The following is a 20,887-nucleotide window of genomic DNA, read 5'->3' on the forward strand; positions in this document are numbered from 1 at the left end:
GTGATGCAGACACATCACGTCGGGGAGGGCGGTCAACTCCGCATAAACCGTATCAAAGGGCCCTGCATATTTGAGCGCGTCCTCATCCAGTTCTTCGTTGCGGTTCTATCCCTTGAAGAAGGTGTCTGTGTAGCGGTCCTTGTTGGCGGCAGACGAAGGCGTTCCCATTTTGAGCGCAAAGCTTTCCCAGGTCCGTGACGCGTAATGGTTGAGCTGGGCGTATTCGTCCGTGATCCAGCGCGGCTGGGTCATTTTGACCGAGCTGTCTTTGGGGTGAAAGCGTCGCAAAGTCGCCCCGGCACAGCGTTTCATCAGATTGGGGGGCGTGCCCCAATCCCCCTGTCCGCGCCATCCTTTCGGCGAATGAACACCAAAGCGCCAAAAGTGATTTGGCCAGCGGAGCAGGGTTTTGAAAAAGACATTGCCCTTGTGGCGCCGAAGAGATGCGCGCGTAAAGCGTCGGCGGGTGAACGTGTCCTCCCACGCGGTTTAGCCGTTGTCGCCAAGGCACCGCCAGTGAACTGCAATAGCGTGGGTTTGCTTCATGTTGAATGCGTGGAAGAGATCGTGCAGCCGGCCCGCGCCTTTGTGGATCACGAGAAATTCGTCGACGTCGATGTTGAACACCCATTCCGCCGCCCGGATATGCGGATGTTCAGCCATGAGTTTCAGAGAGGTGCGTTTGACGGGAAGTTCAGGGACCGGGGGGTAGGCACCGCGGTGAGGATGCCCGCCGCATCGAGCGCTTGCAAAAGCTCAGGCGAGTGATCGGTGCAATTTTTGTGGAAGACCACGATATGATCGACGCCAAGCATGAGATACCAGGCAACCCATTCTAAAATGAAAGGCCTTTGTTGCGCATGGTGGTGGTGACGAGACGCTCTTTCACGGCTTGGCTTTCACGTTCTATGCAGGTCTTAAAATCTATCTGCCACTATGCATGCGAATTGTTTCGGGGCAAGTCTGGCGCATATCCTCTTCACGCCGCGCAAAAGCAATGGTAGCGGAGAAGAGAAAGGGGCACGCATGCTCAATCTCTTGTCGAAATTGCCGGACAACACGCGCGGGGCGGTGATTATGTCGCTGTCGATGGCGGCCTTTACCACCAATGACAGCTTTATGAAGGGCGCCCTGGCCGAGGTGCCTTTGTTTCAGGCGCTGTTCCTGCGGGCGACTTTGAATTTCGTGATGCTCTTTGCTGTGCTTGCGCCGATCATCGGTCCGGTGCGCTTCGATCTGTCGCGAAAGGACTGGGTGCTGGTCTTGGTTCGCTCGATGGCCGAAGTGGGCGCGGCGATGTGTTTCCTGACGGCGGTCAGCCATATGCCTTTGGCCAATGCCACGGCGATCATGCAGACCCTGCCGCTCTCGATTACCATCGCAGGATGGCTTTTGTTTCGCGATCCTCTGGGCTGGCGCCGCATGGTGGCGATTGTGGTCGGGTTTGCAGGCGTTCTGTTGATCGTGCAGCCCGGCACGGACGGGTTCAGTGGCTATGCCCTGTTTGCGGTTCTGGCGATGCTTTGTGTCACGCTGCGCGACATCATCGTGCGCAAGATGCATCATAGCGTGCCGAATTCCACCGTGACTTTCGGGGCGATCACCGCCGTCTGGATTTGTACAGGGATTGCGTCGATCGGACAGGGCTGGGCCCCCGTCGAGATCAAGGCCTGGGGGCAAATCTTCGGCTCGGCCGCCTGTCTGATCGTGGGCTATGTCTCCTCTGTGGCTGTGATGCGGGTGGGGGAGATGTCCTTCGTATCTCCATTTCGCTATACCGCACTGGTCTGGGCGCTGGTTATTGGCCTCTTCGCTTTCGGCGAATGGCCAAATGGCTTGGCTTTTGCGGGCGCGGCCATTATTGCTGGGACAGGGATTTACACCGTCCTGCGCGAGGCGCGCTTGCGACGGCAACGTGCCTAAAGCGCGCATAAAGGTGCCACCACGGGACAATCCGGGCGCGAGTGTTGACAAGCCTCCCGACTCTCCATATACGGCGAGCCATCCGGCACTAGGGGGACGTCCCCGCCCGCCGACTTCTAAATCGTAGTGATCAAGATCCGAGCAATTTAAGGCGCTCTGATCCTCTGGGAACTCACCGCGTCGTTCACCTCGGAATGGGAACGATTGCGGGTTTTCGTGCTATTTGGACGCAAGTGGCACATCGACATCGTAATCGCCCCGGCAGGTCCGTCATGGTCGCCACCGAGGTTCATAAAAATCTAGGAACGGGATACCCCTATGCCAACGATTCAACAGCTGATCCGCAAACCGCGTCAGCCCAAACGTAAGGTTTCCAAGTCGCAGCACTTGGAGCAATGCCCCCAGAAGCGCGGCGTCTGCACGCGCGTCTACACCACCACCCCGAAAAAACCGAACTCCGCTATGCGGAAAGTCGCCAAAGTGCGCCTGACCAACGGTTTCGAGGTCATCTCTTACATCCCCGGTGAAAGCCACAACCTTCAGGAGCACTCCGTGGTTCTGATCCGTGGCGGCCGTGTGAAAGACCTTCCGGGTGTCCGTTACCACATCCTTCGTGGTGTTCTGGATACCCAGGGCGTCAAAGACCGTAAGCAGCGTCGTTCGAAATACGGCGCTAAGCGTCCTAAATAAGGAGATCACGGAATGTCCCGTCGTCACGCCGCTGAGAAGCGCGAAGTTCTGCCCGACGCCAAATATGGCGATCGCGTGCTGACCAAATTCATGAACAACCTGATGATCGACGGCAAAAAATCTGCCGCCGAGAAAATTGTCTACAACGCGCTGACCCGCGTCGAAGACAAGCTGAAAAAAGCGCCGGTTGAAGTGTTCCACGAAGCCCTCGACAACGTGAAACCCTCTGTTGAGGTTCGTTCGCGTCGTGTGGGTGGTGCAACCTACCAGGTTCCGGTCGAAGTGCGCACCGAGCGCCGCGAAGCTCTTGCCATCCGTTGGCTGATCAACGCGTCCCGCGCTCGCAACGAAAACACAATGGAAGAACGCCTTGCCGGTGAGCTGCTTGACGCGGTAAACGGTCGTGGCGCCGCTGTGAAGAAGCGCGAAGACACCCACAAGATGGCCGACGCGAACAAAGCGTTCAGCCATTACCGCTGGTAACTCAACTCAGGCCTTTAGGACCGAACACCAATGGCACGCGATTATCCCCTCGACCGGTACCGTAACTTCGGTATCATGGCGCACATCGACGCAGGTAAAACCACCTGTTCCGAGCGCATCCTCTTCTACACCGGCAAGTCCCACAACATTGGTGAGGTGCACGACGGTGCAGCCACCATGGACTGGATGGAGCAGGAGCAGGAACGTGGTATCACCATCACTTCCGCTGCGACGACCACCTTCTGGGAGCGTACGGAAGACGGCGAGACCGCCGACACGCCGAAGCACCGGATGAACATCATCGACACCCCCGGCCACGTTGACTTCACCATCGAAGTTGAACGTTCCTTGGCTGTTCTTGACGGTGCCGTTGCTGTTCTCGACGCCAACGCTGGCGTTGAACCGCAAACCGAAACCGTGTGGCGTCAGGCTGACCGCTACAAGGTCCCGCGGATCGTGTTCGTCAACAAGATGGACAAGATCGGTGCAGACTTCTTCAACTGCGTTCGCATGATCGAAGACCGCACCGGTGCGCGTGCTGTTCCCGTCGGTATTCCGATCGGTGCAGAAAACGAACTTGAAGGCCTGATTGACCTCGTCACCATGGAAGAGTGGCTGTGGCAGGGCGAAGATCTGGGTGCATCCTGGATCAAAGCTCCGATCCGCGACTCGCTCAAAGACATGGCCGACGAATGGCGTGGTAAAATGATCGAAGCCGCCGTCGAAGAAGACGACGACGCGATGATGGCTTACCTCGAAGGCGAAGAGCCGGACGTTCCGACCCTGCGCAAGCTGATCCGCAAAGGCACCCTGGCCCTGCACTTCGTGCCGGTTCTGGGCGGTTCTGCGTTCAAAAACAAAGGCGTTCAGCCGCTCTTGAACGCTGTGATCGACTACCTGCCGAGCCCGCTCGACGTTGTTGATTACATGGGCTTTAAACCGGGCGACGAAGAAGAAACCCGGAACATCGCACGTCGTGCGGACGATGACATGGCCTTCTCCGGTCTGGCGTTCAAAATCATGAACGACCCCTTCGTCGGTACCCTGACCTTCACCCGGATCTACTCCGGCGTGATGAACAAGGGCGACACCCTGCTGAACTCCACCAAAGGTAAGAAAGAGCGCGTCGGTCGTATGATGATGATGCACTCCAACAACCGTGAGGAGATCGAAGAAGCGTTTGCAGGCGACATCATCGCTCTGGCGGGTCTGAAAGACACCACCACGGGTGACACGCTTTGCGATCCGAAGGACCCGGTGGTTCTCGAAACGATGACTTTCCCCGATCCGGTGATCGAGATTGCTGTCGAGCCGAAAACCAAAGGCGACCAAGAGAAAATGTCCGCAGGTCTGGCACGTCTCGCTGCCGAAGACCCGTCCTTCCGTGTCGAAACCGACCTCGAGTCCGGTCAGACCATCATGAAGGGCATGGGCGAACTTCACCTCGACATTCTCGTCGACCGTCTGCGTCGCGAGTTTAAAGTCGAAGCCAACATCGGTGCGCCGCAGGTGGCTTATCGTGAGACCATCTCTCACGAGGTCGAGCACGCCTACACCCACAAGAAACAGTCGGGTGGTTCGGGTCAGTTCGGTGAGGTCAAACTCATCATCTCTCCGACAGAGCCGGGCGAAGGCTTCTCCTTCGAATCCCGCATCGTTGGCGGTGCCGTTCCGAAGGAATACATCCCGGGTGTCGAAAAAGGCATCAAGTCGGTGATGGACTCCGGTCCGCTCGCAGGCTTCCCGGTGATCGACTTCAAAGTGGCCCTCATCGACGGTAAATTCCACGATGTGGACTCCTCCGTCCTCGCCTTCGAAATCGCTGCGCGTATGTGTATGCGTGAAGGGATGAAGAAAGCTGGCGCGAAACTGCTTGAACCGATCATGAAAGTCGAAGTGATTACCCCGGAAGAATACACCGGCGGCATCATCGGCGATCTCACCTCCCGTCGTGGTCAGGTGCAGGGTCAAGACACCCGCGGCAACGCCATTGCGATCGACGCCTACGTGCCGCTCGCGAACATGTTCGGCTACATCAACACCCTGCGTTCCATGTCTTCGGGCCGCGCGCAGTTCTCGATGCAGTTCGATCACTACGAAGCTGTGCCTTCGAACATCTCGGAAGAAATTCAGGCCAAATACGCGTAAGCGTGGCCAGAACCCCAACCTCGGGGATCAGGGAAACCTGATCCCCAATCAGAATTACACAGGAGGCCATTATGGCTAAGGAAAAGTTTGAGCGTTCGAAACCGCACGTGAACATCGGCACGATCGGCCACGTTGACCACGGTAAAACCACCCTGACGGCAGCGATCACCAAATACTTTGGTGACTTCAAAGCCTACGACCAGATCGACGGCGCACCGGAAGAGAAAGCCCGCGGCATCACGATCTCGACCGCACACGTCGAGTACGAGACCGAGAACCGTCACTACGCACACGTCGACTGCCCCGGCCACGCCGACTACGTGAAAAACATGATCACCGGTGCGGCCCAGATGGACGGCGGTATCCTGGTTGTGAACGCAGCTGACGGCCCGATGCCGCAGACCCGCGAGCACATCCTGCTTGCGCGTCAGGTTGGCGTGCCGGCTCTGGTCGTGTTCATGAACAAAGTTGACCAGGTTGACGACGAAGAGCTCCTCGAGCTCGTCGAAATGGAAATCCGTGAGCTTCTGTCCGAATACGACTTCCCGGGCGACGATATTCCGATCATCGCAGGTTCCGCTCTGGCCGCTATGGAAGGCCGCGATCCGGAAATCGGCGAAGAGAAAATCAAAGAGCTGATGGCCGCTGTTGACGCGTACATCCCGGAACCCGAGCGTGCGATCGACCAGCCGTTCCTGATGCCGATCGAAGACGTGTTCTCGATTTCCGGCCGTGGTACGGTTGTGACCGGTCGTGTTGAGCGCGGCGTGATCAACGTGGGCGACGAGATCGAAATCGTTGGTATCAAAGACACCACGAAAACGACCTGTACCGGCGTTGAAATGTTCCGCAAACTGCTCGATCGCGGTGAAGCTGGCGACAACATCGGCGCCCTGCTGCGCGGTGTGGACCGTGAAGGCGTTGAGCGTGGTCAGGTTCTGTGTAAGCCGGGCTCCGTGAACCCGCACACCAAATTCGAATCCGAGGTCTACATTCTGACCAAGGAAGAAGGTGGCCGTCACACCCCGTTCTTCGCGAACTACCGTCCGCAGTTCTACTTCCGTACGACGGACGTGACCGGGACTGTTGTTCTTCCGGAAGGCACCGAGATGGTGATGCCGGGCGACAACCTGAAATTCACGGTTGAGCTGATCGCTCCGATCGCGATGGAAGAAGGTCTTCGCTTCGCCATCCGCGAAGGCGGCCGCACCGTCGGTTCGGGCGTGGTGTCCAAAATCCTCGCTTAATTAGCTCGGATTTGACTGTTGAGAGGGCTCCACGAAAGTGGAGCCCTTTTTGTTTTATTTAGTACTTTAGGAAAGGGGCTAAGAATTGGAGAGGCGTCTAATAGGGCATGCCCAAGTGGTTCGAGAAATGAGGCCGCTTCAGAAAAAAGCTATGGGTTTCATTCTGGTTGACTCTGAGCGAGGCACTCTGCCGATTTCACTTACCGAAGCATTGGAACGATACACGCCCAAACTGGGGGCGGGGTTTAGCTTTGACACCGAAAAGGGGTGGGCCGATGATATTCGGCATGCAGCCATTAGGTGCCTTTTCGGAAATGGGCTAGTACGCGGAGGTGCCGTTGATTTCGACGAGAAAACGGACGCGCTGACGAATTGGAAAACAGATGTTTACACTCTTACAGAAGCTGGCAATCTGGAGATAGAGCATGGTGGGAATAGCCGTCTGATCGAGGAACGAAAAAAATCCTCGGAAAAGACCAAAATATTCGGGGACGGAGCAGAATGCGTCTATGTTTACACTGACAGCATTTTGGATCGGGCCAAGTTCCCATGTTGCAAAATTGGGAGACATGTAAGTTCAGATATTGGCGCAGTGCTCGGACGCATTTTTCAACAATATAGAACGGGTAACCCGGGGATACCGATTTTGCGTTATATAATTCGGACGAATGATGCCGTATCTTTAGAAGGCTTTCTTCACAGACAATTTGACAAAGAGCGTATCCTCGGCGGCACGGGAACCGAATGGTTTGAGGTGTCGTTTGAAAAGGTGGAGAACCCTGCTTTGGAATATCTCAGGAAATGAGGGGAAAAGGCTTGCCAGAGAGGGGCTACCCCTCTATATCGCGCGAGTTCTCTCATGGGAGAACGCATGAAGAGGGATTCGCTCATACCCTGAGCACTCGCTTCATAAGGTTCGACGTGGGGACGGAATAAGCCGGTCTCGACCTCTCAACCTCAATAAGCCTAAGAAAGGCAATGCTATGCAAGGCCAGAACATCCGTATTCGGCTGAAGGCATTTGATTTCCGCGTGCTCGATGCGTCGACCCAGGAAATCGTTAACACGGCAAAGCGCACTGGCGCTCAGGTCCGTGGCCCGATCCCGCTGCCGAACAAGATTGAGAAGTTCACGGTTCTCCGTGGTCCTCACATCGACAAGAAATCCCGCGATCAGTTCGAGATCCGCACGCACAAGCGTCTGCTCGACATCGTTGACCCGACCCCCCAGACCGTGGACGCGCTGATGAAGCTCGACCTCGCCGCTGGTGTGGACGTCGAGATCAAAGTCTAAGGGGGGCAATCAGATATGTTGCGCTCTGGTGTTATCGCGAAGAAGGTCGGCATGACCCGCCTCTTCATGGAAGACGGCAAACAGATTCCTGTGACCGTTCTCCAACTCGACAACCTGCAAGTGGTCGCTCAGCGCACCTCTGAGAAAGACGGCTACACCGCCGTTCAGCTCGGTGCTGGCTCCGCAAAAGCAAAACGCACCTCGCAAGCGATGCGTGGTCACTTCGCTGCGGCGAATGTTGCCCCGAAACGCAAAGTGGCCGAGTTCCGCGTGGACGAAGACAAGCTGATCGAAGTTGGCGCGGAAATCTCCGCTGACCATTACTTCGAAGGTCAGTTCGTTGACGTTTCCGGCACCTCCATCGGTAAAGGTTTTGCCGGTGCCATGAAACGCCACAACTTCGGCGGTCTGCGTGCCTCGCACGGTGTGTCCATCTCCCACCGTTCCCACGGTTCCACCGGTCAGTGTCAAGACCCGGGTCGTGTGTTCAAAGGTAAAAAGATGGCCGGTCACATGGGTGCTGCCCGTGTCACCACCCAAAACCTTCAGGTTGTCCGCACGGACGCCGACCGTGGTCTGATCATGGTCAAAGGCGCTGTTCCGGGCTCCAAAGGTGGCTGGGTCACCATCAAAGACGCCGTGAAAAAGCCGTTCCCCGAGAACGCGCCTCTCCCGGCTGCTCTGAAATCCGCTGCCTCTGAAGCAACTGCAGCTCCGGCTGAAGAAGCTCCGGCAGAAGGGGGTGAAGCATGACTTTCAACGTGATCAAACTGGACCTCGACGAGGCTCTCTTCGGTCTTGAGCCGCGTGCAGACATCCTGCACCGTGTGGTTCGCTGGCAGCGCAACAACGCGCAGCAGGGCACCCACAAGGTCAAGACCCGCTCGGAAGTGTCCTACTCCACCAAGAAGATCTATCGCCAAAAAGGCACCGGCGGCGCACGCCACGGGTCCCGCAAGGCGCCGATCTTCCGCAAAGGTGGTATCTACAAAGGCCCGACCCCGCGTTCGCACGGCCACGATCTTACGAAGAAATTCCGTAAGCTCGGTCTGCGTCACGCTCTTTCGGCAAAAGCCGCCTCCGGTAACCTCGTGATTATCGAAGATGCGAAACTCGCCGAAGCCAAAACCGCGTTGCTCGCCAAGGCGGTCAAGGAGCAGGGCTGGAAACGCGTTCTGGTGATCGACGGTGCTGACGTTGATGCGAACTTCAAAGCTGCGGCTGCGAACCTCGCTGGCGTCGACGTGCTGCCGACCATTGGCGCCAACGTCTATGACATCCTGAAACGTGACACGCTCGTGATCACCAAAGCAGGTGTCGAAGCTCTGGAGGCTCGCCTGAAATGACCAACAAAGCTGAACTCTACGACGTGATCCGCAAGCCGATCATCACCGAGAAAGCCACCATGGCTTCGGAGGCTGGTGCTGTGGTGTTCGAAGTCGCCATCGACTCCAACAAACCGCAGATCAAAAAAGCTGTTGAAGAGCTTTTTGGTGTTAAGGTGAAAGCGGTCAACACGGTTGTCACCAAAGGTAAGACCAAGCGGTTCCGCGGTCAGCCGGGCAAGCGTAAAGACGTCAAAAAAGCCTACGTCACCCTCGAAGACGGCAACGCCATCGACGTGACCACTGGTCTCTAAGTTTTAGAGATCAGGTAGAAATGAAGAAGCCCCTCGGTGAGAGCCGGGGGGCTTTTTTTGGGATAGTTACGGCTTGAAGATTAGTAATCTATTCTTATCTGTCAGAATGAGCGGTAATCGCATCGACATAGTCAGAGCGCCGGTAGACTATTTCAAAATTTCCGGCAGCTGGTTCAATCGCGTTCTAACTGACTACTATAAGAGCCGAATGCGACTGACTTAGTTGGAGGAGCGCTTATGAAAATAGGCATTTCATTCCAAGCCAGCATGTCGAGCGGTAATGAATATCGTTTCGAGTTTGCTCTTGGCCTAACGGCCTTGGTTTGGCTTGTTCGTATTTTTAGCTGATCGACATCCGAGGCAGCACCCTAGTGGTGCTGCCTCAACTTTGTGGAAGGTTTGACAGGACTTAACCGCGCGGAATCAAGGCGTAGCCGCCGCGCGAGCGCCTGCCCGTTCCGGCGGGCTGGCGCTTTTGCCATCTTCGTGTAACGCTTAGATCATAGAGTAACTTGGCTGGGATAAAGTGCGCCGATTAGAACATAGTGCGCCACCCCACGGGCAGGCGCTCGAGCTCAAATCCCACCCAGAGTGGATTATTTCCACTCCGCACTAGACTCCCCTCCCAACACCCACTATACCCCGCCCATCTCACGGCCCCGGATTCGTTCTTGGGGCCCGTGATTTGTGTGGGACGAGGGTCAGACGACAGTCGCGAGAACCCCCGGCCTTAGACGAAAACGGGTCGTAGCAAACGAGCTACAATACATGACCCAAAGCAAACGGAAGACAGAAACTATGGCACTCAAGTCGTATAAACCGACGACGCCTGGCCAACGTGGGTTGGTTCTGATCGACCGTTCGGAGCTTTGGAAAGGGCGTCCGGTCAAATCTCTCACCGAGGGTTTGACCAAGAACGGCGGCCGGAACAACACCGGACGGATCACGATGCGCCGCAAAGGCGGCGGGGCAAAGCGTCTCTATCGCATCGTCGACTTCAAACGCACCAAGTTTGACGTAGCAGCAACCGTGGAACGGATCGAATATGACCCGAACCGCACCGCGTTCATCGCGCTCATCAAATACGAAGACGGCGAACAGGCTTACATCCTGGCTCCGCAGCGTCTGGCCGTTGGCGACAAAGTCATCGCCTCCGCCAAAGCTGACGTGAAGCCGGGCAACGCCATGCCGTTCTCCGGTCTGCCGATCGGTACGATCGTCCACAACGTCGAGCTGAAGCCCGGCAAAGGTGGTCAGATCGCCCGCGCAGCCGGCACCTACGCCCAATTCGTTGGTCGTGACGGTGGCTACGCCCAGATCCGCCTCTCTTCTGGCGAACTGCGCCTCGTGCGTCAGGAATGCATGTGCACCGTCGGTGCCGTGTCCAACCCTGACAACTCCAACCAGAACATCGGTAAAGCCGGTCGTAACCGCCACAAGGGCATCCGTCCCTCCGTGCGTGGTGTGGTTATGAACCCGATCGATCACCCCCATGGTGGTGGTGAAGGCCGGACCTCTGGTGGTCGTCACCCGGTGACGCCGTGGGGTAAACCGACGAAAGGCGCGAAAACGCGCAACAAGAACAAGGCGTCCAGCAAGCTCATCATTCGCTCGCGTCACGCCAAGAAGAAGGGTCGCTAAGATATGGCACGTTCTGTCTGGAAAGGCCCGTTTGTGGACGCTTACGTCCTCAAGAAGGCCGAAAAAGCTCGCGAGAGCGGTCGCAACGAGGTCATCAAGATCTGGTCCCGCCGTTCCACCATCCTGCCTCAGTTCGTTGGCCTCACCTTTGGTGTGTACAACGGCCAGAAGCACATCCCCGTCAACGTCTCGGAAGACATGATCGGTCAGAAGTTCGGTGAATATGCACCGACTCGCACCTATTACGGTCACGCCGCTGACAAAAAAGCGAAACGGAAATAAGTCATGGGTAAGGTAGCAAATCCCCGTCGCGTGGCTGACAACGAAGCAATGGCGAAAACCAAAATGCTTCGCGTTTCCCCGCAAAAACTGAACCTCGTGGCTCAGATGATCCGCGGCAAGAAAGTCGACAAGGCCCTCACGGACCTGACTTTCTCCAACAAGCGTATCGCAGTGGACGTGAAGAAATGCCTTCAGTCTGCGATTGCCAACGCCGAGAACAACCACGGTCTCGACGTCGATGAGCTTATCGTCGCCGAAGCTTGGGTCGGCAAGAACCTGACCATGAAACGCGGTCGCCCGCGTGCCCGTGGTCGTTTCGGCAAGATCATGAAGCCGTTCGCGGAAATCACCATCAAGGTGCGTCAAGTTGAGGAGCAAAACTAATGGGTCATAAGGTTAACCCGATTGGCATGCGTCTCCAGGTCAACCGCACCTGGGATAGCCGCTGGTACGCTGACAGCAAGGACTACGGTGATCTTCTTCTCGAAGACCTGAAAATCCGTGAGTTCGTCAAGGAAGAGTGCAAACAAGCCGGCATCAGCCGTGTGATCATCGAGCGTCCGCACAAAAAGTGCCGCGTCACGATCCACACCGCCCGTCCGGGTGTCATCATCGGCAAGAAAGGCGCTGACATCGAAGGTCTGCGCAAGAAAGTCGCTGCGATGACCGATTCCGAGCTGCACCTCAACATCGTTGAAGTGCGCAAGCCGGAGCTCGACGCCCAACTCGTGGCCGAAAGCATCGCGCAACAGCTCGAGCGTCGTGTGTCCTTCCGTCGTGCCATGAAGCGCGCCGTGCAGAACGCCATGCGCATGGGGGCCCTCGGCATCCGCGTGAACGTTGCCGGTCGTCTTGGTGGTGCTGAAATCGCGCGTACCGAATGGTATCGCGAAGGTCGCGTTCCGCTTCACACCCTGCGCGCAGACATCGACTACGCGCATGCTGAAGCTTCGACCGCTTACGGCATCATCGGCATCAAAACCTGGATCTTCAAAGGCGAGATCATGGAACACGACCCGCAGGCTCGTGACCGTCGCGCCGAAGAAGCCCAAGCCGGTCCGGCACCTCGCGGTGACCGCGGCGGCCGTCGCTAAGGAGGTCTGAGACATGCTTCAGCCAAAGCGTACAAAATTCCGCAAAATGCACAAAGGCCGGATTCACGGTGAGGCAAAAGGCGGTTCCGATCTGAACTTCGGCACCTTCGGCCTCAAAGCCGTCGAGCCCGAGCGCATCACCGCGCGTCAGATCGAAGCTGCACGTCGTGCCATGACGCGTCACATGAAGCGTCAGGGCCGTGTCTGGATCCGTATCTTCCCGGACACCCCGGTGACCGCAAAGCCCGTCGAAGTTCGTATGGGTAAAGGTAAAGGCTCCGTGGACCGTTGGGTCTGCAAAGTCAAACCCGGCCGCGTGATGTTCGAACTGGACGGCGTTTCGGAAGAAGTCGCTCGTGAGGCTCTGCGCCTTGCTGCGATGAAACTCCCGATCAAAACCCGCACAGTGGTTCGCGAAGACTGGTGAACGTACAGTCCGCGTAAGCGGACTGTCACGCGCGTTTCGCAGTCGTTTCGACGAAACGATGAGAATATGCCCGGTTAAAAACTAAAAAACCCCCGCCGAGAGATCGGCGGGGGTTTTTCTTTCTGCGGATGCAAAACAAATGAGGACAGGTCTGGAAGGGCGCGGCCTGCTCGCCTATGTCAAAGCGAAACGACCCCACAGAGGCCAAAATGCGCGCACAGATTTCCCACCTCCTCGATCGTCCCATCACCCGCCACTTCATCATGAGCGTGATCCTGTTCAACGCAGTGATCCTCGGACTTGAAACCTCTGGTTACATCATGGCGCGGGCAGGCGGGTTGATCGTGGCGCTCGATATGATCTGTCTGAGCATCTTTGTGGTCGAGCTTTTGGCGAAAATCTACGCGCAGGGGCCGCGGTTCTTTCGGGACGGTTGGAACCTCTTCGACTTTGCCATTGTCGGCATCTCCCTATCGCCGGTGGGGGAGGGGCTTTCCGTGCTCCGGGCGCTCCGTATCCTGCGACTACTTCGTGTCGTCTCCGTCGTGCCGAGCCTGCGCCGTGTGGTCGAGGCCTTTATTCTCGCGCTGCCGGGGATGGCTTCGGTGTTCCTGCTTACAGGCATCATCTTTTATATTGGCTCGGTGATCGCGACGAAGCTTTACGGGCCGAGCTTTCCCGAATGGTTCGGCACCCTGGGCGCCTCGCTCTACACCCTGTTCCAAGTCATGACGCTGGAAAGCTGGTCGATGGGCATCGTGCGTCCGGTGATGGAGGTGCATCCCGAGAGCTGGCTGTTCTTTGTGCCCTTCATCCTCATCACGGCCTTTGCGGTGATGAACCTCGTTGTCGGTTTGATCGTGTCGACAATGCAAGACGCCCACGTCGAAGAAGAACACGCCGCCACGGATATTTACCGGGACGACGTGGTGAAGCGCTTGGAGCGGATCGAGAAGGCGTTGGAGCGGCGGTCTTAATTCACGGGGTTGCAGCGATATGCGCGATTTGGGTTTGCTTCTTGCGCGAAGGTTGTGACGGCTTCACATGTCGCTAGGTCACCTGGGTCCGCGTATCCGAATATGAGCATCATCTTTTCCCACTCACCGAATGCATTTTGCATTTCCAACCAGTATGCACCCTGCAGTGAAGCGTTCGAGTTCACTTGCTCAGTGAAGCGGAACATGTCTTCCTCATAGTTCTGACCATAAACTCTGCTGGGTGTGTTGCTCGCAAAAAATGCGAAGATAGCAAAATGGAGCAGGCTGATCGGCAAGTGGAACAAGATTACTCACCCCACTTGTAGTTGAAGCTCACGGACACCCGATCAAATTCCGACTGGTTCATCATCACTTCGTGGCGCAGCCAGCTTTCCCAGAGCATGATGTCGCCCGCTTCCGGGGACATGTAGATGAAATTCTGCATCTCGCGGCGGGCATCTTTTTTGCGCGCGGGAGAGGCCATCATCATCGCGTGACGCGGGTCTTCGAGACGGAGAGAGGACGCCCCGTCCGGCATGGCGACATAGGTCGTGCCGGAGATCACAGAATGCGGGTGGATGTGGGCTGAGTGATAGCCGCCTTCCGGCAGGATGTTGATCCAGAGGTCTTCCAGAACCAGCTTCCGGTCGCCCAGATCGAATTGCAGATCCTCGGCAAATTTCGCGACGTGCTGATCGAGGCTCTCGACGATGTCCTTGAAGATCGGGAACCGCCAGGGCAGGTCGGTGAGCGAGGCATAGGAGGTGTAACCGGGATAGCCTTTGTCATCGCACCATTGCTGACCGGCCTCGTCGTCTTCGGCGATGGCATAGCAGCTGTCGAACAGCTCATCCTCGTCGATGGTCGGGGAAAATTCGTTCAGCTTCGCTTTGTAGAGACGGGTCACGAAGAGGGATTCAATGTCGGCCATAGGAGACTCACTTTCAGGCATTCTCTGATTTCGCGTCCTTATAGACGAGAAACAGCGTTGCCGCAGCCCACAGTCAGCGGCTAGAAGCGTGAAAAAATGACGCTGCCCGCCGCATTCGGGCCGTAGCGCAGCAACAGGCCCGTAGACGCAGTATGACACAGAACCCCACCTCCCTCGCTCTCCCCATTGCTCTGGCTCTTGTCGGTGCGGTCCTGATCCTCTGGGCCACCCGTCGGCTTTTGCGCCGGTCCAAGAAGGCGCCCATGCATGTACAGGTCTATGAGGGCGTGTCCGAGGTGTTTCGCAAAGACCCTGAGGCAGAGGTGCCTGACGAGGCGCTGGTCTGTTACCGGGCCTATAGGCTCTATCTCTACCTTTTGGACGACGGGTTGGACAAGGGCGTGAGCAATATGGAGCCTGCGGTGGTGCGCGACGCCCTTCCGGCTTTGGAGCCGCTGGGTCTTGGAGAGGCGGCGCGTGAGATCGACGCCTTTGTGGGCGTCTATGAGGAGATCGAGCGCCGCACGGATGTGGACGAAAGCCTCGGCGAAGAGTATCAAAAGACCGCCCGCGATCTGGACCGCAGGCTCTATCCTCTTTTGCGCGAAATCCCGGAGCGGCTGGAGCGCTATCTTGGGCGGTGAAGGGTCTGGCTCAGGGCTGGTGTGAAAACGCAAGAAATCCTGAGCTTTTCCTTGCCAAGGCCGGACCATCCACTTATAGAGCAGCATCTCACAGATTCCCTGTCAGGGGATTCGTGTGCATTGACATAACCCACCGGGCCGAATGTCACCCCCAAAAGGGCGCATTCCGGTGCTAACAGGAACCAAGGAGAGGCGAATATGAACGCCCAAGAATTGCGTGCGAAAACGCCGGACGAGCTCAAAACCGAGCTTGCCAACCTGAAAAAAGAATCCTTCAACCTGCGCTTTCAGCAGGCCACTGGCCAGCTCGAAAACACCGCTCAGATTCGTAAGGCACGCCGTGCAGCTGCACTCGTGAAGACGATCCTGAACGAAAAAGCTGCAGCAGCAGAGTAAGAGGAGACAGACCTATGCCCAAACGTATTCTGCAAGGTGTTGTCACCTCGAACCAGAACGAACAAACCGTTACCGTGTCCGTTGAACGTCGCTTCAAGCACCCGGTTCTGAAAAAGACCATCCGTAAGTCCAAAAAATACCGGGCTCACGATGAGAACAACCAATTCAACGTCGGCGACACCGTCCGTATCCAGGAATGTGCACCGAAGTCGAAAACCAAGCGTTGGGAAGTGCTCGTTTAATCTCTGATTGAACAAGCCTCCTCCCAGCTTAATCGAAACCCTGGGGGCACCGATCACTGCAGATCGCCCCAAAGGTCGGGAGAAACCAAATGATCCAGATGCAGACCAATCTGGATGTCGCTGATAACTCTGGCGCTCGCCGAGTTCAGTGCATCAAGGTCCTCGGCGGTTCCCACCGTCGTTACGCCTCCGTGGGCGACATCATCGTGGTGTCGGTCAAGGAAGCAATTCCGCGTGGCCGTGTGAAAAAAGGTGACGTCCGTAAGGCCGTCGTCGTGCGCACCGCCAAAGAGGTCCGTCGTGAAGACGGCACCGCGATCCGTTTTGATCGCAACGCGGCCGTGATCCTCAACAACAACAACGAGCCTGTCGGCACCCGTATCTTCGGGCCGGTGGTTCGTGAGCTGCGTGCAAAAGGCATGATGAAAATCGTGTCGCTGGCACCGGAGGTGCTCTAATGGCTGCGAAACTGCGTAAAGGCGACAAGGTCGTCGTGCTTGCCGGTAAGGACAAAGGCAAACAGGGTGAAATCACCTCTGTGATGCCGTCCAAAGGCAAAGCCATCGTGGAAGGCGTGAACATCGCCATCCGTCACACCCGCGCGACCCAAGGTGATCAAGGGGGCCGTCGTCCGGTCGCCATGCCGATCGACCTCTCCAACCTCGCGCTTCTGGACGCCAACGGCAAAGCCACCCGCGTCGGCTTCAAATTCGAAGGTGACAAGAAAGTGCGTTTCGCCAAGACCACGGGAGACGTGATCTGATGCTCGACACCACCGATTACACCCCGCGTCTGAAGGCGGCGTACAAGGACAGCATTCGTGCCGCTCTCAAAGAAGAGTTCGGCTACAAAAACGACATGCAGATCCCGCGTCTGGACAAAATCGTTCTGAACATCGGTTGCGGCGCTGAAGCTGTGAAAGATTCCAAGAAAGCGAAATCCGCTCAGGAAGATCTTTCCGCGATCGCCGGCCAAAAGGCTCTCATCACGAAAGCCAAGAAATCCATCGCTGGTTTCCGCGTTCGTGAAGACATGCCGCTCGGTGCGAAGGTGACCCTTCGTGGCGACCGTATGTACGAATTCCTCGACCGTCTGATCACGATTGCTATGCCCCGCATCCGCGACTTCCGCGGCGTGTCCGGCAAATCCTTTGACGGCCGTGGCAACTACGCCATGGGCCTGAAAGAGCACATCGTGTTCCCCGAGATCAACTTCGACCAAGTCGATGAGACCTGGGGTATGGACATTGTCATCGCCACCACGGCGAAAACCGACGCTGAAGCAAAGAGCCTGTTGAAAGCTTTCAACATGCCTTTCAACAGCTGATCGCGCGAGGAGTTTAGAGAACATGGCTAAGAAATCCATGATCGCCCGTGAGCGCAAGCGCGAGAAGCTGGTGGCAAAATATGCCGCTAAGCGCGCGTCGCTCAAAGAGGTTATCTACGACCAAGATAAGCCGATGGAAGAGCGTTTCCGCGCTTCCCTGAAGCTTGCAGAACTGCCGCGCAACAGCTCGGCAACCCGTCTTCACAACCGTTGCCAGCTGACCGGCCGTCCGCACGCTTACTATCGTAAGCTGAAGGTCTCCCGGATCATGTTGCGGGAACTCGGCTCTTTCGGCCAGATCCCCGGCCTCGTGAAATCCAGCTGGTAAGGAGGGCAGAGATATGAACGATCCTATCGGCGATATGCTCACCCGTATCCGTAACGCTCAACTGCGTGGCAAATCCACCGTATCCACCCCGGCTTCCAAGCTGCGTGGCTGGGTTCTGGACGTGCTGCTCGACGAGGGCTACATCCGCGGCTACGAAAAAGGCACCGACGTCAATGGTCACCCGACCCTTGAAATCAGCCTGAAATACTTCGAAGGCACCCCGGTCATCCGCGAACTGCAACGGGTCTCCAAACCCGGCCGTCGCGTGTACCTCGGTGTTAAGGACATCCCGTCGGTCCGTCAGGGCCTCGGTGTGTCGATTGTCTCCACCCCGAAGGGTGTGATGTCGGACGCAAACGCTCGTGCCAACAACGTTGGTGGCGAAGTGCTTTGCACCGTCTTCTAAGGAGGTCTATCGATGTCTCGTATTGGTAAACGACCGGTCGAGCTGCCCAGCGGCGTTTCCGCCACTGTGTCTGGCCAGACCATCGAAGTGAAGGGCCCGAAAGGCACTCACTCCTTCACCGCCACGGACGACGTGACCATCGCTGTCGAAGACAACGCCGTCACCGTCACCCCGCGTGGTAAATCCAAGCGCGCTCGCCAGCAGTGGGGCATGTCCCGCACCATGGTCGCCAACATGGTGACCGGTGTGTCCGACGGCTTCAAAAAAGAGCTCGAAATCAACGGTGTTGGTTATCGTGCTCAGATGCAGGGCAACGTGCTCAAACTCAACCTGGGTTACTCCCACGAGGTGAACTTTGAGGTTCCCGCTGGCGTCACCGTGACGTCCGCGAAACCGACCGAGATCACCATCGAGGGTTCCGACCCGCAACTCGTCGGTCAAGTCGCGGCCAACATCCGCGAATGGCGTAAGCCCGAGCCCTACAAAGGCAAAGGCATCAAATACAAAGACGAGTATATCTTCCGCAAGGAAGGGAAGAAGAAGTAAGGACGCTCATCATGGCAAACAGCAAACGGACACTGTTTCTGAAACGCCGCCTGCGCGTTCGGAACAAACTTCGCAAGAACAATGTCGGCAAGCTTCGCCTGTCGATCCATCGTTCGAACAAGAACATCAGCGCTCAGCTGATCGACGACGTTCAGGGCAAAACCCTGGCTTCCGCATCCACGCTCGAAAAAGATTTCGGTGTGGTCGGCAAGAACAACGTCGAAGCAGCCGCCAAAGTTGGCGCTGCGATCGCAGAGCGCGCGAAGAAAGCCGGCGTCGAAGAGTGCTACTTCGACCGTGGTGGCTTCCTCTTCCACGGCAAAGTGAAGGCCTTGGCCGACGCTGCCCGTGAAGGTGGTCTGAAGTTCTAAGACTTGAGGGAGGGGGGCGAAAGCTCCCCTTCCCGATGATCCGGGGTCCTGTGTTCGCAGGCAACCACCAGGATCGAGTTCAACAGCGCCCCTGTTTCATGGGAAACGCGCTACCTTTGTAAGGAAAGTTCTATGGCAGAACGTGAAAACCGCCGGGACCGTCGCGAACGCGAAGAAACCCCGGAATTCGCCGATCGTCTCGTCGCGATCAACCGTGTGTCCAAAACCGTGAAAGGTGGTAAGCGTTTCGGCTTTGCTGCTCTCGTGGTTGTGGGCGACCAAAAAGGCCGCGTTGGCTTCGGCAAAGGCAAAGCGAAAGAGGTCCCCGAGGCCATCCGCAAAGCCACCGAGCAAGCCAAGCGCCAGATGATCCGCGTCGCTCTGAAAGAGGGCCGTACCCTGCACCACGACGTCGAAGGTCGTCACGGCGCTGGTAAAGTCGTCATGCGCACCGCTCCGACCGGTACTGGTATCATCGCCGGTGGTCCGATGCGTGCCGTGTTCGAAATGCTCGGCGTTCAGGACGTGGTTGCCAAATCCATTGGCTCCCAGAACCCGTACAACATGATCCGCGCTACGCTGGACGGTCTCAAGAAAGAGGCTTCCCCGCGTTCCGTGGCTCAGCGCCGTGGCAAGAAAGTCGCCGACATCCTCCGCAAGGACGATGCTCCGGTTGCTGAAGCCGCTGAAGCAGACGCGTAAGGAGACTGAGACATGGCTAAAACCATCGTTGTAAAACAGATCGGCTCCCCGATCCGTCGCCCGGCCAAACAGCGTCAGACCCTCGTCGGTCTCGGCCTGAACAAGATGCACAAAACCCGCGAGCTGGAAGATACTCCTTCCGTCCGTGGCATGGTTGCATCCATCCCGCACCTCGTCGAAATCGTCGAAGAGCGCGGCTAAACGCCGGTTTGGGGCGCAAGCTCCAACATTAAGAATTCAAACGCCCTGCCTGATCGGTGGGGCGTTTTCTTTTGTGCGGATTATATTGGTTGGACATGAATTCCCTCTCGCTCTGACCTGCTTATGACTGCGCGAGGGCAGGGCGAATTCGACAAAGTCTAACGATTGTCCCTTGATCGGTCGTATTCCTGAGGTGGAGTCGGGGAAAAACTGGAAGTGAACCCAGCCAAGCCGGCATCTTTGATCTGAGATGTGCGCAAAAACTAATCAGTTTATAAACTGCATGCATTTTGTGCATAGCAGGGTCGCAAAAACAGGGGGATGTCATCTTTGGCGGCCACCTCTACATGAGCCGTGCTCCTAAAGAGAACCAAACATTCAGATTCGCGGGACATACGGTCCCGACAAAAGGAAAAACACTATGGCACACTACAATGACACGGCCCGCATCGCCGCAGGCGTAGGTTTGATCGACACCGTTCGCGACATCATCGAAGGCATGCGCTCCAGCATCGCACGTCAGCGCGCGTTCGCAAAAACCTACAACGAACTCAATGCCCTGTCTGATCACGAGCTGGCCGATATCGGCCTTGGCCGTTCCGACATCATGGACATCGCCCGCAGCACCGCTGCGCGCCTCTGAGCCTTCGCTTAGCGCAAACGACGTCAAAGGATCCGACCATGCTCGCCGCCTCTTTCCAATCTCTCCTACGCCCGCTCTTCAATGGTGCCTGCGCCTTGCGCTCCCATTGGCAGGCTGGCCCCGTTCCGACCTGGAAAGAATACCTGCGCGCCACCGCAGAGTGACACCCAGCGCGGCGCATGTGCGTCGGACTTAGGACAAGACACGCACCCCGCAGGACACTGTGGGGTGTTTTGGTTTTCGGGAAAGGTCTTGCGTTACATGTAAACCATGCGATGAAGGTTAACCATTTGTTAACTTTTTGAGGT

Annotated in this window: 34 protein-coding genes; 30 read left to right on the forward strand and 4 right to left on the reverse strand. The window is 56.9% G+C overall.

The features are described from left to right. Positions 1 to 105 precede the first annotated feature (105 nt). The 3 genes from J5Y17_RS13365 to J5Y17_RS19330 all read right to left on the reverse strand — a co-directional run bounded on the left by J5Y17_RS13365 (position 106) and on the right by J5Y17_RS19330 (position 842). Positions 106 to 252, reverse strand: coding sequence for a hypothetical protein (locus J5Y17_RS13365; RefSeq protein WP_219785760.1), 147 nt, complete (start codon positions 250 to 252; stop codon positions 106 to 108). A 237-nt stretch (positions 253 to 489) separates the two neighbouring features. After that, the gene (locus J5Y17_RS13370) at positions 490 to 663 is read right to left on the reverse strand and encodes a glycosyltransferase family 92 protein (protein WP_219785761.1); all 174 of its coding nucleotides are present in this window, start codon (positions 661 to 663) and stop codon (positions 490 to 492) included. A gap of 5 nt (positions 664 to 668) precedes the next feature. Next, positions 669 to 842: a glycosyltransferase family 2 protein gene (locus J5Y17_RS19330; protein WP_370628960.1), complete on the reverse strand. Its 174-nt coding sequence runs from the start codon at positions 840 to 842 to the stop codon at positions 669 to 671. Positions 843 to 1,026: 184 nt separating this feature from the next. On the opposite strand from J5Y17_RS19330, the gene J5Y17_RS13380 reads away from it, so the two are divergent. The 16 genes from J5Y17_RS13380 to J5Y17_RS13455 all read left to right on the forward strand — a co-directional run bounded on the left by J5Y17_RS13380 (position 1,027) and on the right by J5Y17_RS13455 (position 13,843). Further along, positions 1,027 to 1,923 (forward strand): DMT family transporter, encoded by an 897-nt coding sequence (locus J5Y17_RS13380; protein WP_255572093.1) that lies wholly within the window; start codon positions 1,027 to 1,029, stop codon positions 1,921 to 1,923. A 318-nt stretch (positions 1,924 to 2,241) separates the two neighbouring features. Continuing rightward, positions 2,242 to 2,613, forward strand: coding sequence for a 30S ribosomal protein S12 (gene rpsL, locus J5Y17_RS13385; protein WP_008204009.1), 372 nt, complete (start codon positions 2,242 to 2,244; stop codon positions 2,611 to 2,613). Positions 2,614 to 2,625: 12 nt separating this feature from the next. Next, the gene (gene rpsG, locus J5Y17_RS13390) at positions 2,626 to 3,096 is read left to right on the forward strand and encodes a 30S ribosomal protein S7 (protein ID WP_219785763.1); all 471 of its coding nucleotides are present in this window, start codon (positions 2,626 to 2,628) and stop codon (positions 3,094 to 3,096) included. Positions 3,097 to 3,126: 30 nt separating this feature from the next. Further along, positions 3,127 to 5,244 (forward strand): elongation factor G, encoded by a 2,118-nt coding sequence (gene fusA / locus J5Y17_RS13395; protein ID WP_219785764.1) that lies wholly within the window; start codon positions 3,127 to 3,129, stop codon positions 5,242 to 5,244. Positions 5,245 to 5,315: 71 nt separating this feature from the next. After that, the gene (gene tuf, locus J5Y17_RS13400) at positions 5,316 to 6,491 is read left to right on the forward strand and encodes an elongation factor Tu (RefSeq protein WP_219785749.1); all 1,176 of its coding nucleotides are present in this window, start codon (positions 5,316 to 5,318) and stop codon (positions 6,489 to 6,491) included. Positions 6,492 to 6,642: 151 nt separating this feature from the next. Next, positions 6,643 to 7,296 (forward strand): GIY-YIG nuclease family protein, encoded by a 654-nt coding sequence (locus J5Y17_RS13405; RefSeq protein ID WP_219785765.1) that lies wholly within the window; start codon positions 6,643 to 6,645, stop codon positions 7,294 to 7,296. A gap of 178 nt (positions 7,297 to 7,474) precedes the next feature. Next, entirely contained in the window at positions 7,475 to 7,783 is a 309-nt protein-coding gene (rpsJ, locus tag J5Y17_RS13410; RefSeq protein WP_066707020.1) for a 30S ribosomal protein S10, read from the forward strand. Between the two features lie 15 nt (positions 7,784 to 7,798). Beyond that, positions 7,799 to 8,536, forward strand: coding sequence for a 50S ribosomal protein L3 (gene rplC, locus J5Y17_RS13415; protein WP_167601421.1), 738 nt, complete (start codon positions 7,799 to 7,801; stop codon positions 8,534 to 8,536). Beyond that, a complete protein-coding gene (rplD, locus tag J5Y17_RS13420) occupies positions 8,533 to 9,129 on the forward strand; it encodes a 50S ribosomal protein L4 (RefSeq protein WP_167601422.1) in 597 nt (198 codons plus the stop codon). Before rplC ends, rplD begins: the two co-directional genes overlap by 4 nt. Further along, on the forward strand, positions 9,126 to 9,422 hold the full coding sequence (locus J5Y17_RS13425) for a 50S ribosomal protein L23 (protein WP_090060732.1): 297 nt from the start codon (positions 9,126 to 9,128) through the stop codon (positions 9,420 to 9,422). The genes rplD and J5Y17_RS13425 overlap by 4 nt, the downstream gene beginning before the upstream one ends. A 798-nt stretch (positions 9,423 to 10,220) precedes the next feature. Further along, positions 10,221 to 11,063 (forward strand): 50S ribosomal protein L2, encoded by an 843-nt coding sequence (gene rplB / locus J5Y17_RS13430; RefSeq protein WP_219785766.1) that lies wholly within the window; start codon positions 10,221 to 10,223, stop codon positions 11,061 to 11,063. 3 nt (positions 11,064 to 11,066) lie between these two features. Further along, positions 11,067 to 11,345, forward strand: coding sequence for a 30S ribosomal protein S19 (rpsS, locus tag J5Y17_RS13435; protein WP_090060730.1), 279 nt, complete (start codon positions 11,067 to 11,069; stop codon positions 11,343 to 11,345). A 3-nt stretch (positions 11,346 to 11,348) separates the two neighbouring features. Beyond that, complete coding sequence (rplV, locus tag J5Y17_RS13440; protein ID WP_167601426.1) at positions 11,349 to 11,729, forward strand: 50S ribosomal protein L22; 381 nt, start codon at positions 11,349 to 11,351, stop codon at positions 11,727 to 11,729. Further along, a complete protein-coding gene (gene rpsC, locus J5Y17_RS13445) occupies positions 11,729 to 12,439 on the forward strand; it encodes a 30S ribosomal protein S3 (RefSeq protein ID WP_219785767.1) in 711 nt (236 codons plus the stop codon). Before rplV ends, rpsC begins: the two co-directional genes overlap by 1 nt. Positions 12,440 to 12,452: 13 nt before the next feature. Beyond that, complete coding sequence (rplP, locus tag J5Y17_RS13450; RefSeq protein WP_219785768.1) at positions 12,453 to 12,866, forward strand: 50S ribosomal protein L16; 414 nt, start codon at positions 12,453 to 12,455, stop codon at positions 12,864 to 12,866. 209 nt (positions 12,867 to 13,075) lie between these two features. Then, complete coding sequence (locus J5Y17_RS13455) at positions 13,076 to 13,843, forward strand: ion transporter (protein WP_219785769.1); 768 nt, start codon at positions 13,076 to 13,078, stop codon at positions 13,841 to 13,843. Between the two features lie 307 nt (positions 13,844 to 14,150). On the opposite strand, the gene J5Y17_RS13460 is transcribed toward J5Y17_RS13455, so the two are convergent. Then, complete coding sequence (locus J5Y17_RS13460; protein WP_219785770.1) at positions 14,151 to 14,774, reverse strand: TIGR02466 family protein; 624 nt, start codon at positions 14,772 to 14,774, stop codon at positions 14,151 to 14,153. A 152-nt stretch (positions 14,775 to 14,926) separates the two neighbouring features. Between J5Y17_RS13460 and J5Y17_RS13465 the strand changes: the two genes are divergently transcribed. From J5Y17_RS13465 to J5Y17_RS19235, 14 genes are all read left to right on the forward strand, one after another. After that, positions 14,927 to 15,418: a hypothetical protein gene (locus J5Y17_RS13465; RefSeq protein WP_219785771.1), complete on the forward strand. Its 492-nt coding sequence runs from the start codon at positions 14,927 to 14,929 to the stop codon at positions 15,416 to 15,418. Positions 15,419 to 15,616: 198 nt separating this feature from the next. Next, positions 15,617 to 15,814, forward strand: coding sequence for a 50S ribosomal protein L29 (gene rpmC / locus J5Y17_RS13470; protein WP_167601433.1), 198 nt, complete (start codon positions 15,617 to 15,619; stop codon positions 15,812 to 15,814). 14 nt (positions 15,815 to 15,828) lie between these two features. Then, positions 15,829 to 16,056, forward strand: coding sequence for a 30S ribosomal protein S17 (rpsQ, locus tag J5Y17_RS13475; protein WP_219785772.1), 228 nt, complete (start codon positions 15,829 to 15,831; stop codon positions 16,054 to 16,056). An 89-nt stretch (positions 16,057 to 16,145) separates the two neighbouring features. Continuing rightward, positions 16,146 to 16,514 (forward strand): 50S ribosomal protein L14, encoded by a 369-nt coding sequence (gene rplN, locus J5Y17_RS13480; protein ID WP_090060723.1) that lies wholly within the window; start codon positions 16,146 to 16,148, stop codon positions 16,512 to 16,514. Next, on the forward strand, positions 16,514 to 16,819 hold the full coding sequence (gene rplX / locus J5Y17_RS13485) for a 50S ribosomal protein L24 (RefSeq protein WP_219785773.1): 306 nt from the start codon (positions 16,514 to 16,516) through the stop codon (positions 16,817 to 16,819). Before rplN ends, rplX begins: the two co-directional genes overlap by 1 nt. After that, entirely contained in the window at positions 16,819 to 17,382 is a 564-nt protein-coding gene (rplE, locus tag J5Y17_RS13490; RefSeq protein ID WP_219785774.1) for a 50S ribosomal protein L5, read from the forward strand. The genes rplX and rplE overlap by 1 nt, the downstream gene beginning before the upstream one ends. A gap of 22 nt (positions 17,383 to 17,404) precedes the next feature. Then, positions 17,405 to 17,710 (forward strand): 30S ribosomal protein S14, encoded by a 306-nt coding sequence (gene rpsN / locus J5Y17_RS13495; protein ID WP_219785775.1) that lies wholly within the window; start codon positions 17,405 to 17,407, stop codon positions 17,708 to 17,710. Positions 17,711 to 17,723: 13 nt separating this feature from the next. After that, positions 17,724 to 18,116 carry a 30S ribosomal protein S8 gene (gene rpsH / locus J5Y17_RS13500; RefSeq protein ID WP_219785776.1) on the forward strand — a complete coding sequence of 131 codons (393 nt, stop codon included), beginning with the start codon at positions 17,724 to 17,726 and terminating at the stop codon, positions 18,114 to 18,116. A 12-nt stretch (positions 18,117 to 18,128) separates the two neighbouring features. Beyond that, complete coding sequence (gene rplF / locus J5Y17_RS13505; RefSeq protein ID WP_219785777.1) at positions 18,129 to 18,662, forward strand: 50S ribosomal protein L6; 534 nt, start codon at positions 18,129 to 18,131, stop codon at positions 18,660 to 18,662. A gap of 11 nt (positions 18,663 to 18,673) precedes the next feature. Beyond that, complete coding sequence (rplR, locus tag J5Y17_RS13510; RefSeq protein WP_167601440.1) at positions 18,674 to 19,033, forward strand: 50S ribosomal protein L18; 360 nt, start codon at positions 18,674 to 18,676, stop codon at positions 19,031 to 19,033. A gap of 132 nt (positions 19,034 to 19,165) precedes the next feature. After that, positions 19,166 to 19,735 (forward strand): 30S ribosomal protein S5, encoded by a 570-nt coding sequence (gene rpsE / locus J5Y17_RS13515; RefSeq protein ID WP_219785778.1) that lies wholly within the window; start codon positions 19,166 to 19,168, stop codon positions 19,733 to 19,735. Positions 19,736 to 19,747: 12 nt separating this feature from the next. Further along, positions 19,748 to 19,936 carry a 50S ribosomal protein L30 gene (gene rpmD, locus J5Y17_RS13520; RefSeq protein ID WP_219785779.1) on the forward strand — a complete coding sequence of 63 codons (189 nt, stop codon included), beginning with the start codon at positions 19,748 to 19,750 and terminating at the stop codon, positions 19,934 to 19,936. A gap of 421 nt (positions 19,937 to 20,357) precedes the next feature. Beyond that, on the forward strand, positions 20,358 to 20,579 hold the full coding sequence (locus J5Y17_RS13525; RefSeq protein WP_219785780.1) for a DUF1127 domain-containing protein: 222 nt from the start codon (positions 20,358 to 20,360) through the stop codon (positions 20,577 to 20,579). Positions 20,580 to 20,617: 38 nt separating this feature from the next. Then, positions 20,618 to 20,743, forward strand: a complete 126-nt coding sequence (locus J5Y17_RS19235; protein ID WP_255572094.1) for a hypothetical protein — start codon at positions 20,618 to 20,620, stop codon at positions 20,741 to 20,743. Positions 20,744 to 20,887 lie beyond the last annotated feature (144 nt).

The organism is Celeribacter sp. PS-C1, from assembly GCF_019429625.1.
Classification (GTDB): Bacteria; Pseudomonadota; Alphaproteobacteria; order Rhodobacterales; family Rhodobacteraceae; genus Celeribacter.

Excerpts from the sequence above, each read along its gene's own strand:
- rplP (WP_219785768.1), top strand. The coding sequence starts at position 12,453 with ATGCTTCAGCCAAAGCGTACAAAATTCCGCAAAATGCACAAAGGCCGG.
- rplD (WP_167601422.1), top strand. The coding sequence starts at position 8,533 with ATGACTTTCAACGTGATCAAACTGGACCTCGACGAGGCTCTCTTCGGT.
- rpsH (WP_219785776.1), top strand. The coding sequence starts at position 17,724 with ATGAACGATCCTATCGGCGATATGCTCACCCGTATCCGTAACGCTCAA.
- rplN (WP_090060723.1), top strand. The coding sequence starts at position 16,146 with ATGATCCAGATGCAGACCAATCTGGATGTCGCTGATAACTCTGGCGCT.
- rplR (WP_167601440.1), top strand. The coding sequence starts at position 18,674 with ATGGCAAACAGCAAACGGACACTGTTTCTGAAACGCCGCCTGCGCGTT.
- J5Y17_RS13425 (WP_090060732.1), top strand. The coding sequence starts at position 9,126 with ATGACCAACAAAGCTGAACTCTACGACGTGATCCGCAAGCCGATCATC.
- rpsL (WP_008204009.1), top strand. The coding sequence starts at position 2,242 with ATGCCAACGATTCAACAGCTGATCCGCAAACCGCGTCAGCCCAAACGT.
- rpsS (WP_090060730.1), top strand. The coding sequence starts at position 11,067 with ATGGCACGTTCTGTCTGGAAAGGCCCGTTTGTGGACGCTTACGTCCTC.
- J5Y17_RS13365 (WP_219785760.1), bottom strand. The coding sequence starts at position 252 with ATGACCCAGCCGCGCTGGATCACGGACGAATACGCCCAGCTCAACCAT.
- rplV (WP_167601426.1), top strand. The coding sequence starts at position 11,349 with ATGGGTAAGGTAGCAAATCCCCGTCGCGTGGCTGACAACGAAGCAATG.
- rpmC (WP_167601433.1), top strand. The coding sequence starts at position 15,617 with ATGAACGCCCAAGAATTGCGTGCGAAAACGCCGGACGAGCTCAAAACC.
- rplE (WP_219785774.1), top strand. The coding sequence starts at position 16,819 with ATGCTCGACACCACCGATTACACCCCGCGTCTGAAGGCGGCGTACAAG.
- tuf (WP_219785749.1), top strand. The coding sequence starts at position 5,316 with ATGGCTAAGGAAAAGTTTGAGCGTTCGAAACCGCACGTGAACATCGGC.
- rpsN (WP_219785775.1), top strand. The coding sequence starts at position 17,405 with ATGGCTAAGAAATCCATGATCGCCCGTGAGCGCAAGCGCGAGAAGCTG.
- rplB (WP_219785766.1), top strand. The coding sequence starts at position 10,221 with ATGGCACTCAAGTCGTATAAACCGACGACGCCTGGCCAACGTGGGTTG.
- J5Y17_RS13380 (WP_255572093.1), top strand. The coding sequence starts at position 1,027 with ATGCTCAATCTCTTGTCGAAATTGCCGGACAACACGCGCGGGGCGGTG.
- rpsC (WP_219785767.1), top strand. The coding sequence starts at position 11,729 with ATGGGTCATAAGGTTAACCCGATTGGCATGCGTCTCCAGGTCAACCGC.
- J5Y17_RS13465 (WP_219785771.1), top strand. The coding sequence starts at position 14,927 with ATGACACAGAACCCCACCTCCCTCGCTCTCCCCATTGCTCTGGCTCTT.
- J5Y17_RS13405 (WP_219785765.1), top strand. The coding sequence starts at position 6,643 with ATGGGTTTCATTCTGGTTGACTCTGAGCGAGGCACTCTGCCGATTTCA.
- rplX (WP_219785773.1), top strand. The coding sequence starts at position 16,514 with ATGGCTGCGAAACTGCGTAAAGGCGACAAGGTCGTCGTGCTTGCCGGT.
- rpsG (WP_219785763.1), top strand. The coding sequence starts at position 2,626 with ATGTCCCGTCGTCACGCCGCTGAGAAGCGCGAAGTTCTGCCCGACGCC.
- rplF (WP_219785777.1), top strand. The coding sequence starts at position 18,129 with ATGTCTCGTATTGGTAAACGACCGGTCGAGCTGCCCAGCGGCGTTTCC.
- J5Y17_RS13455 (WP_219785769.1), top strand. The coding sequence starts at position 13,076 with ATGCGCGCACAGATTTCCCACCTCCTCGATCGTCCCATCACCCGCCAC.
- rpsE (WP_219785778.1), top strand. The coding sequence starts at position 19,166 with ATGGCAGAACGTGAAAACCGCCGGGACCGTCGCGAACGCGAAGAAACC.
- rpsQ (WP_219785772.1), top strand. The coding sequence starts at position 15,829 with ATGCCCAAACGTATTCTGCAAGGTGTTGTCACCTCGAACCAGAACGAA.
- J5Y17_RS13370 (WP_219785761.1), bottom strand. The coding sequence starts at position 663 with ATGGCTGAACATCCGCATATCCGGGCGGCGGAATGGGTGTTCAACATC.
- fusA (WP_219785764.1), top strand. The coding sequence starts at position 3,127 with ATGGCACGCGATTATCCCCTCGACCGGTACCGTAACTTCGGTATCATG.
- J5Y17_RS13525 (WP_219785780.1), top strand. The coding sequence starts at position 20,358 with ATGGCACACTACAATGACACGGCCCGCATCGCCGCAGGCGTAGGTTTG.
- rpmD (WP_219785779.1), top strand. The coding sequence starts at position 19,748 with ATGGCTAAAACCATCGTTGTAAAACAGATCGGCTCCCCGATCCGTCGC.
- rplC (WP_167601421.1), top strand. The coding sequence starts at position 7,799 with ATGTTGCGCTCTGGTGTTATCGCGAAGAAGGTCGGCATGACCCGCCTC.
- J5Y17_RS13460 (WP_219785770.1), bottom strand. The coding sequence starts at position 14,774 with ATGGCCGACATTGAATCCCTCTTCGTGACCCGTCTCTACAAAGCGAAG.
- rpsJ (WP_066707020.1), top strand. The coding sequence starts at position 7,475 with ATGCAAGGCCAGAACATCCGTATTCGGCTGAAGGCATTTGATTTCCGC.
- J5Y17_RS19235 (WP_255572094.1), top strand. The coding sequence starts at position 20,618 with ATGCTCGCCGCCTCTTTCCAATCTCTCCTACGCCCGCTCTTCAATGGT.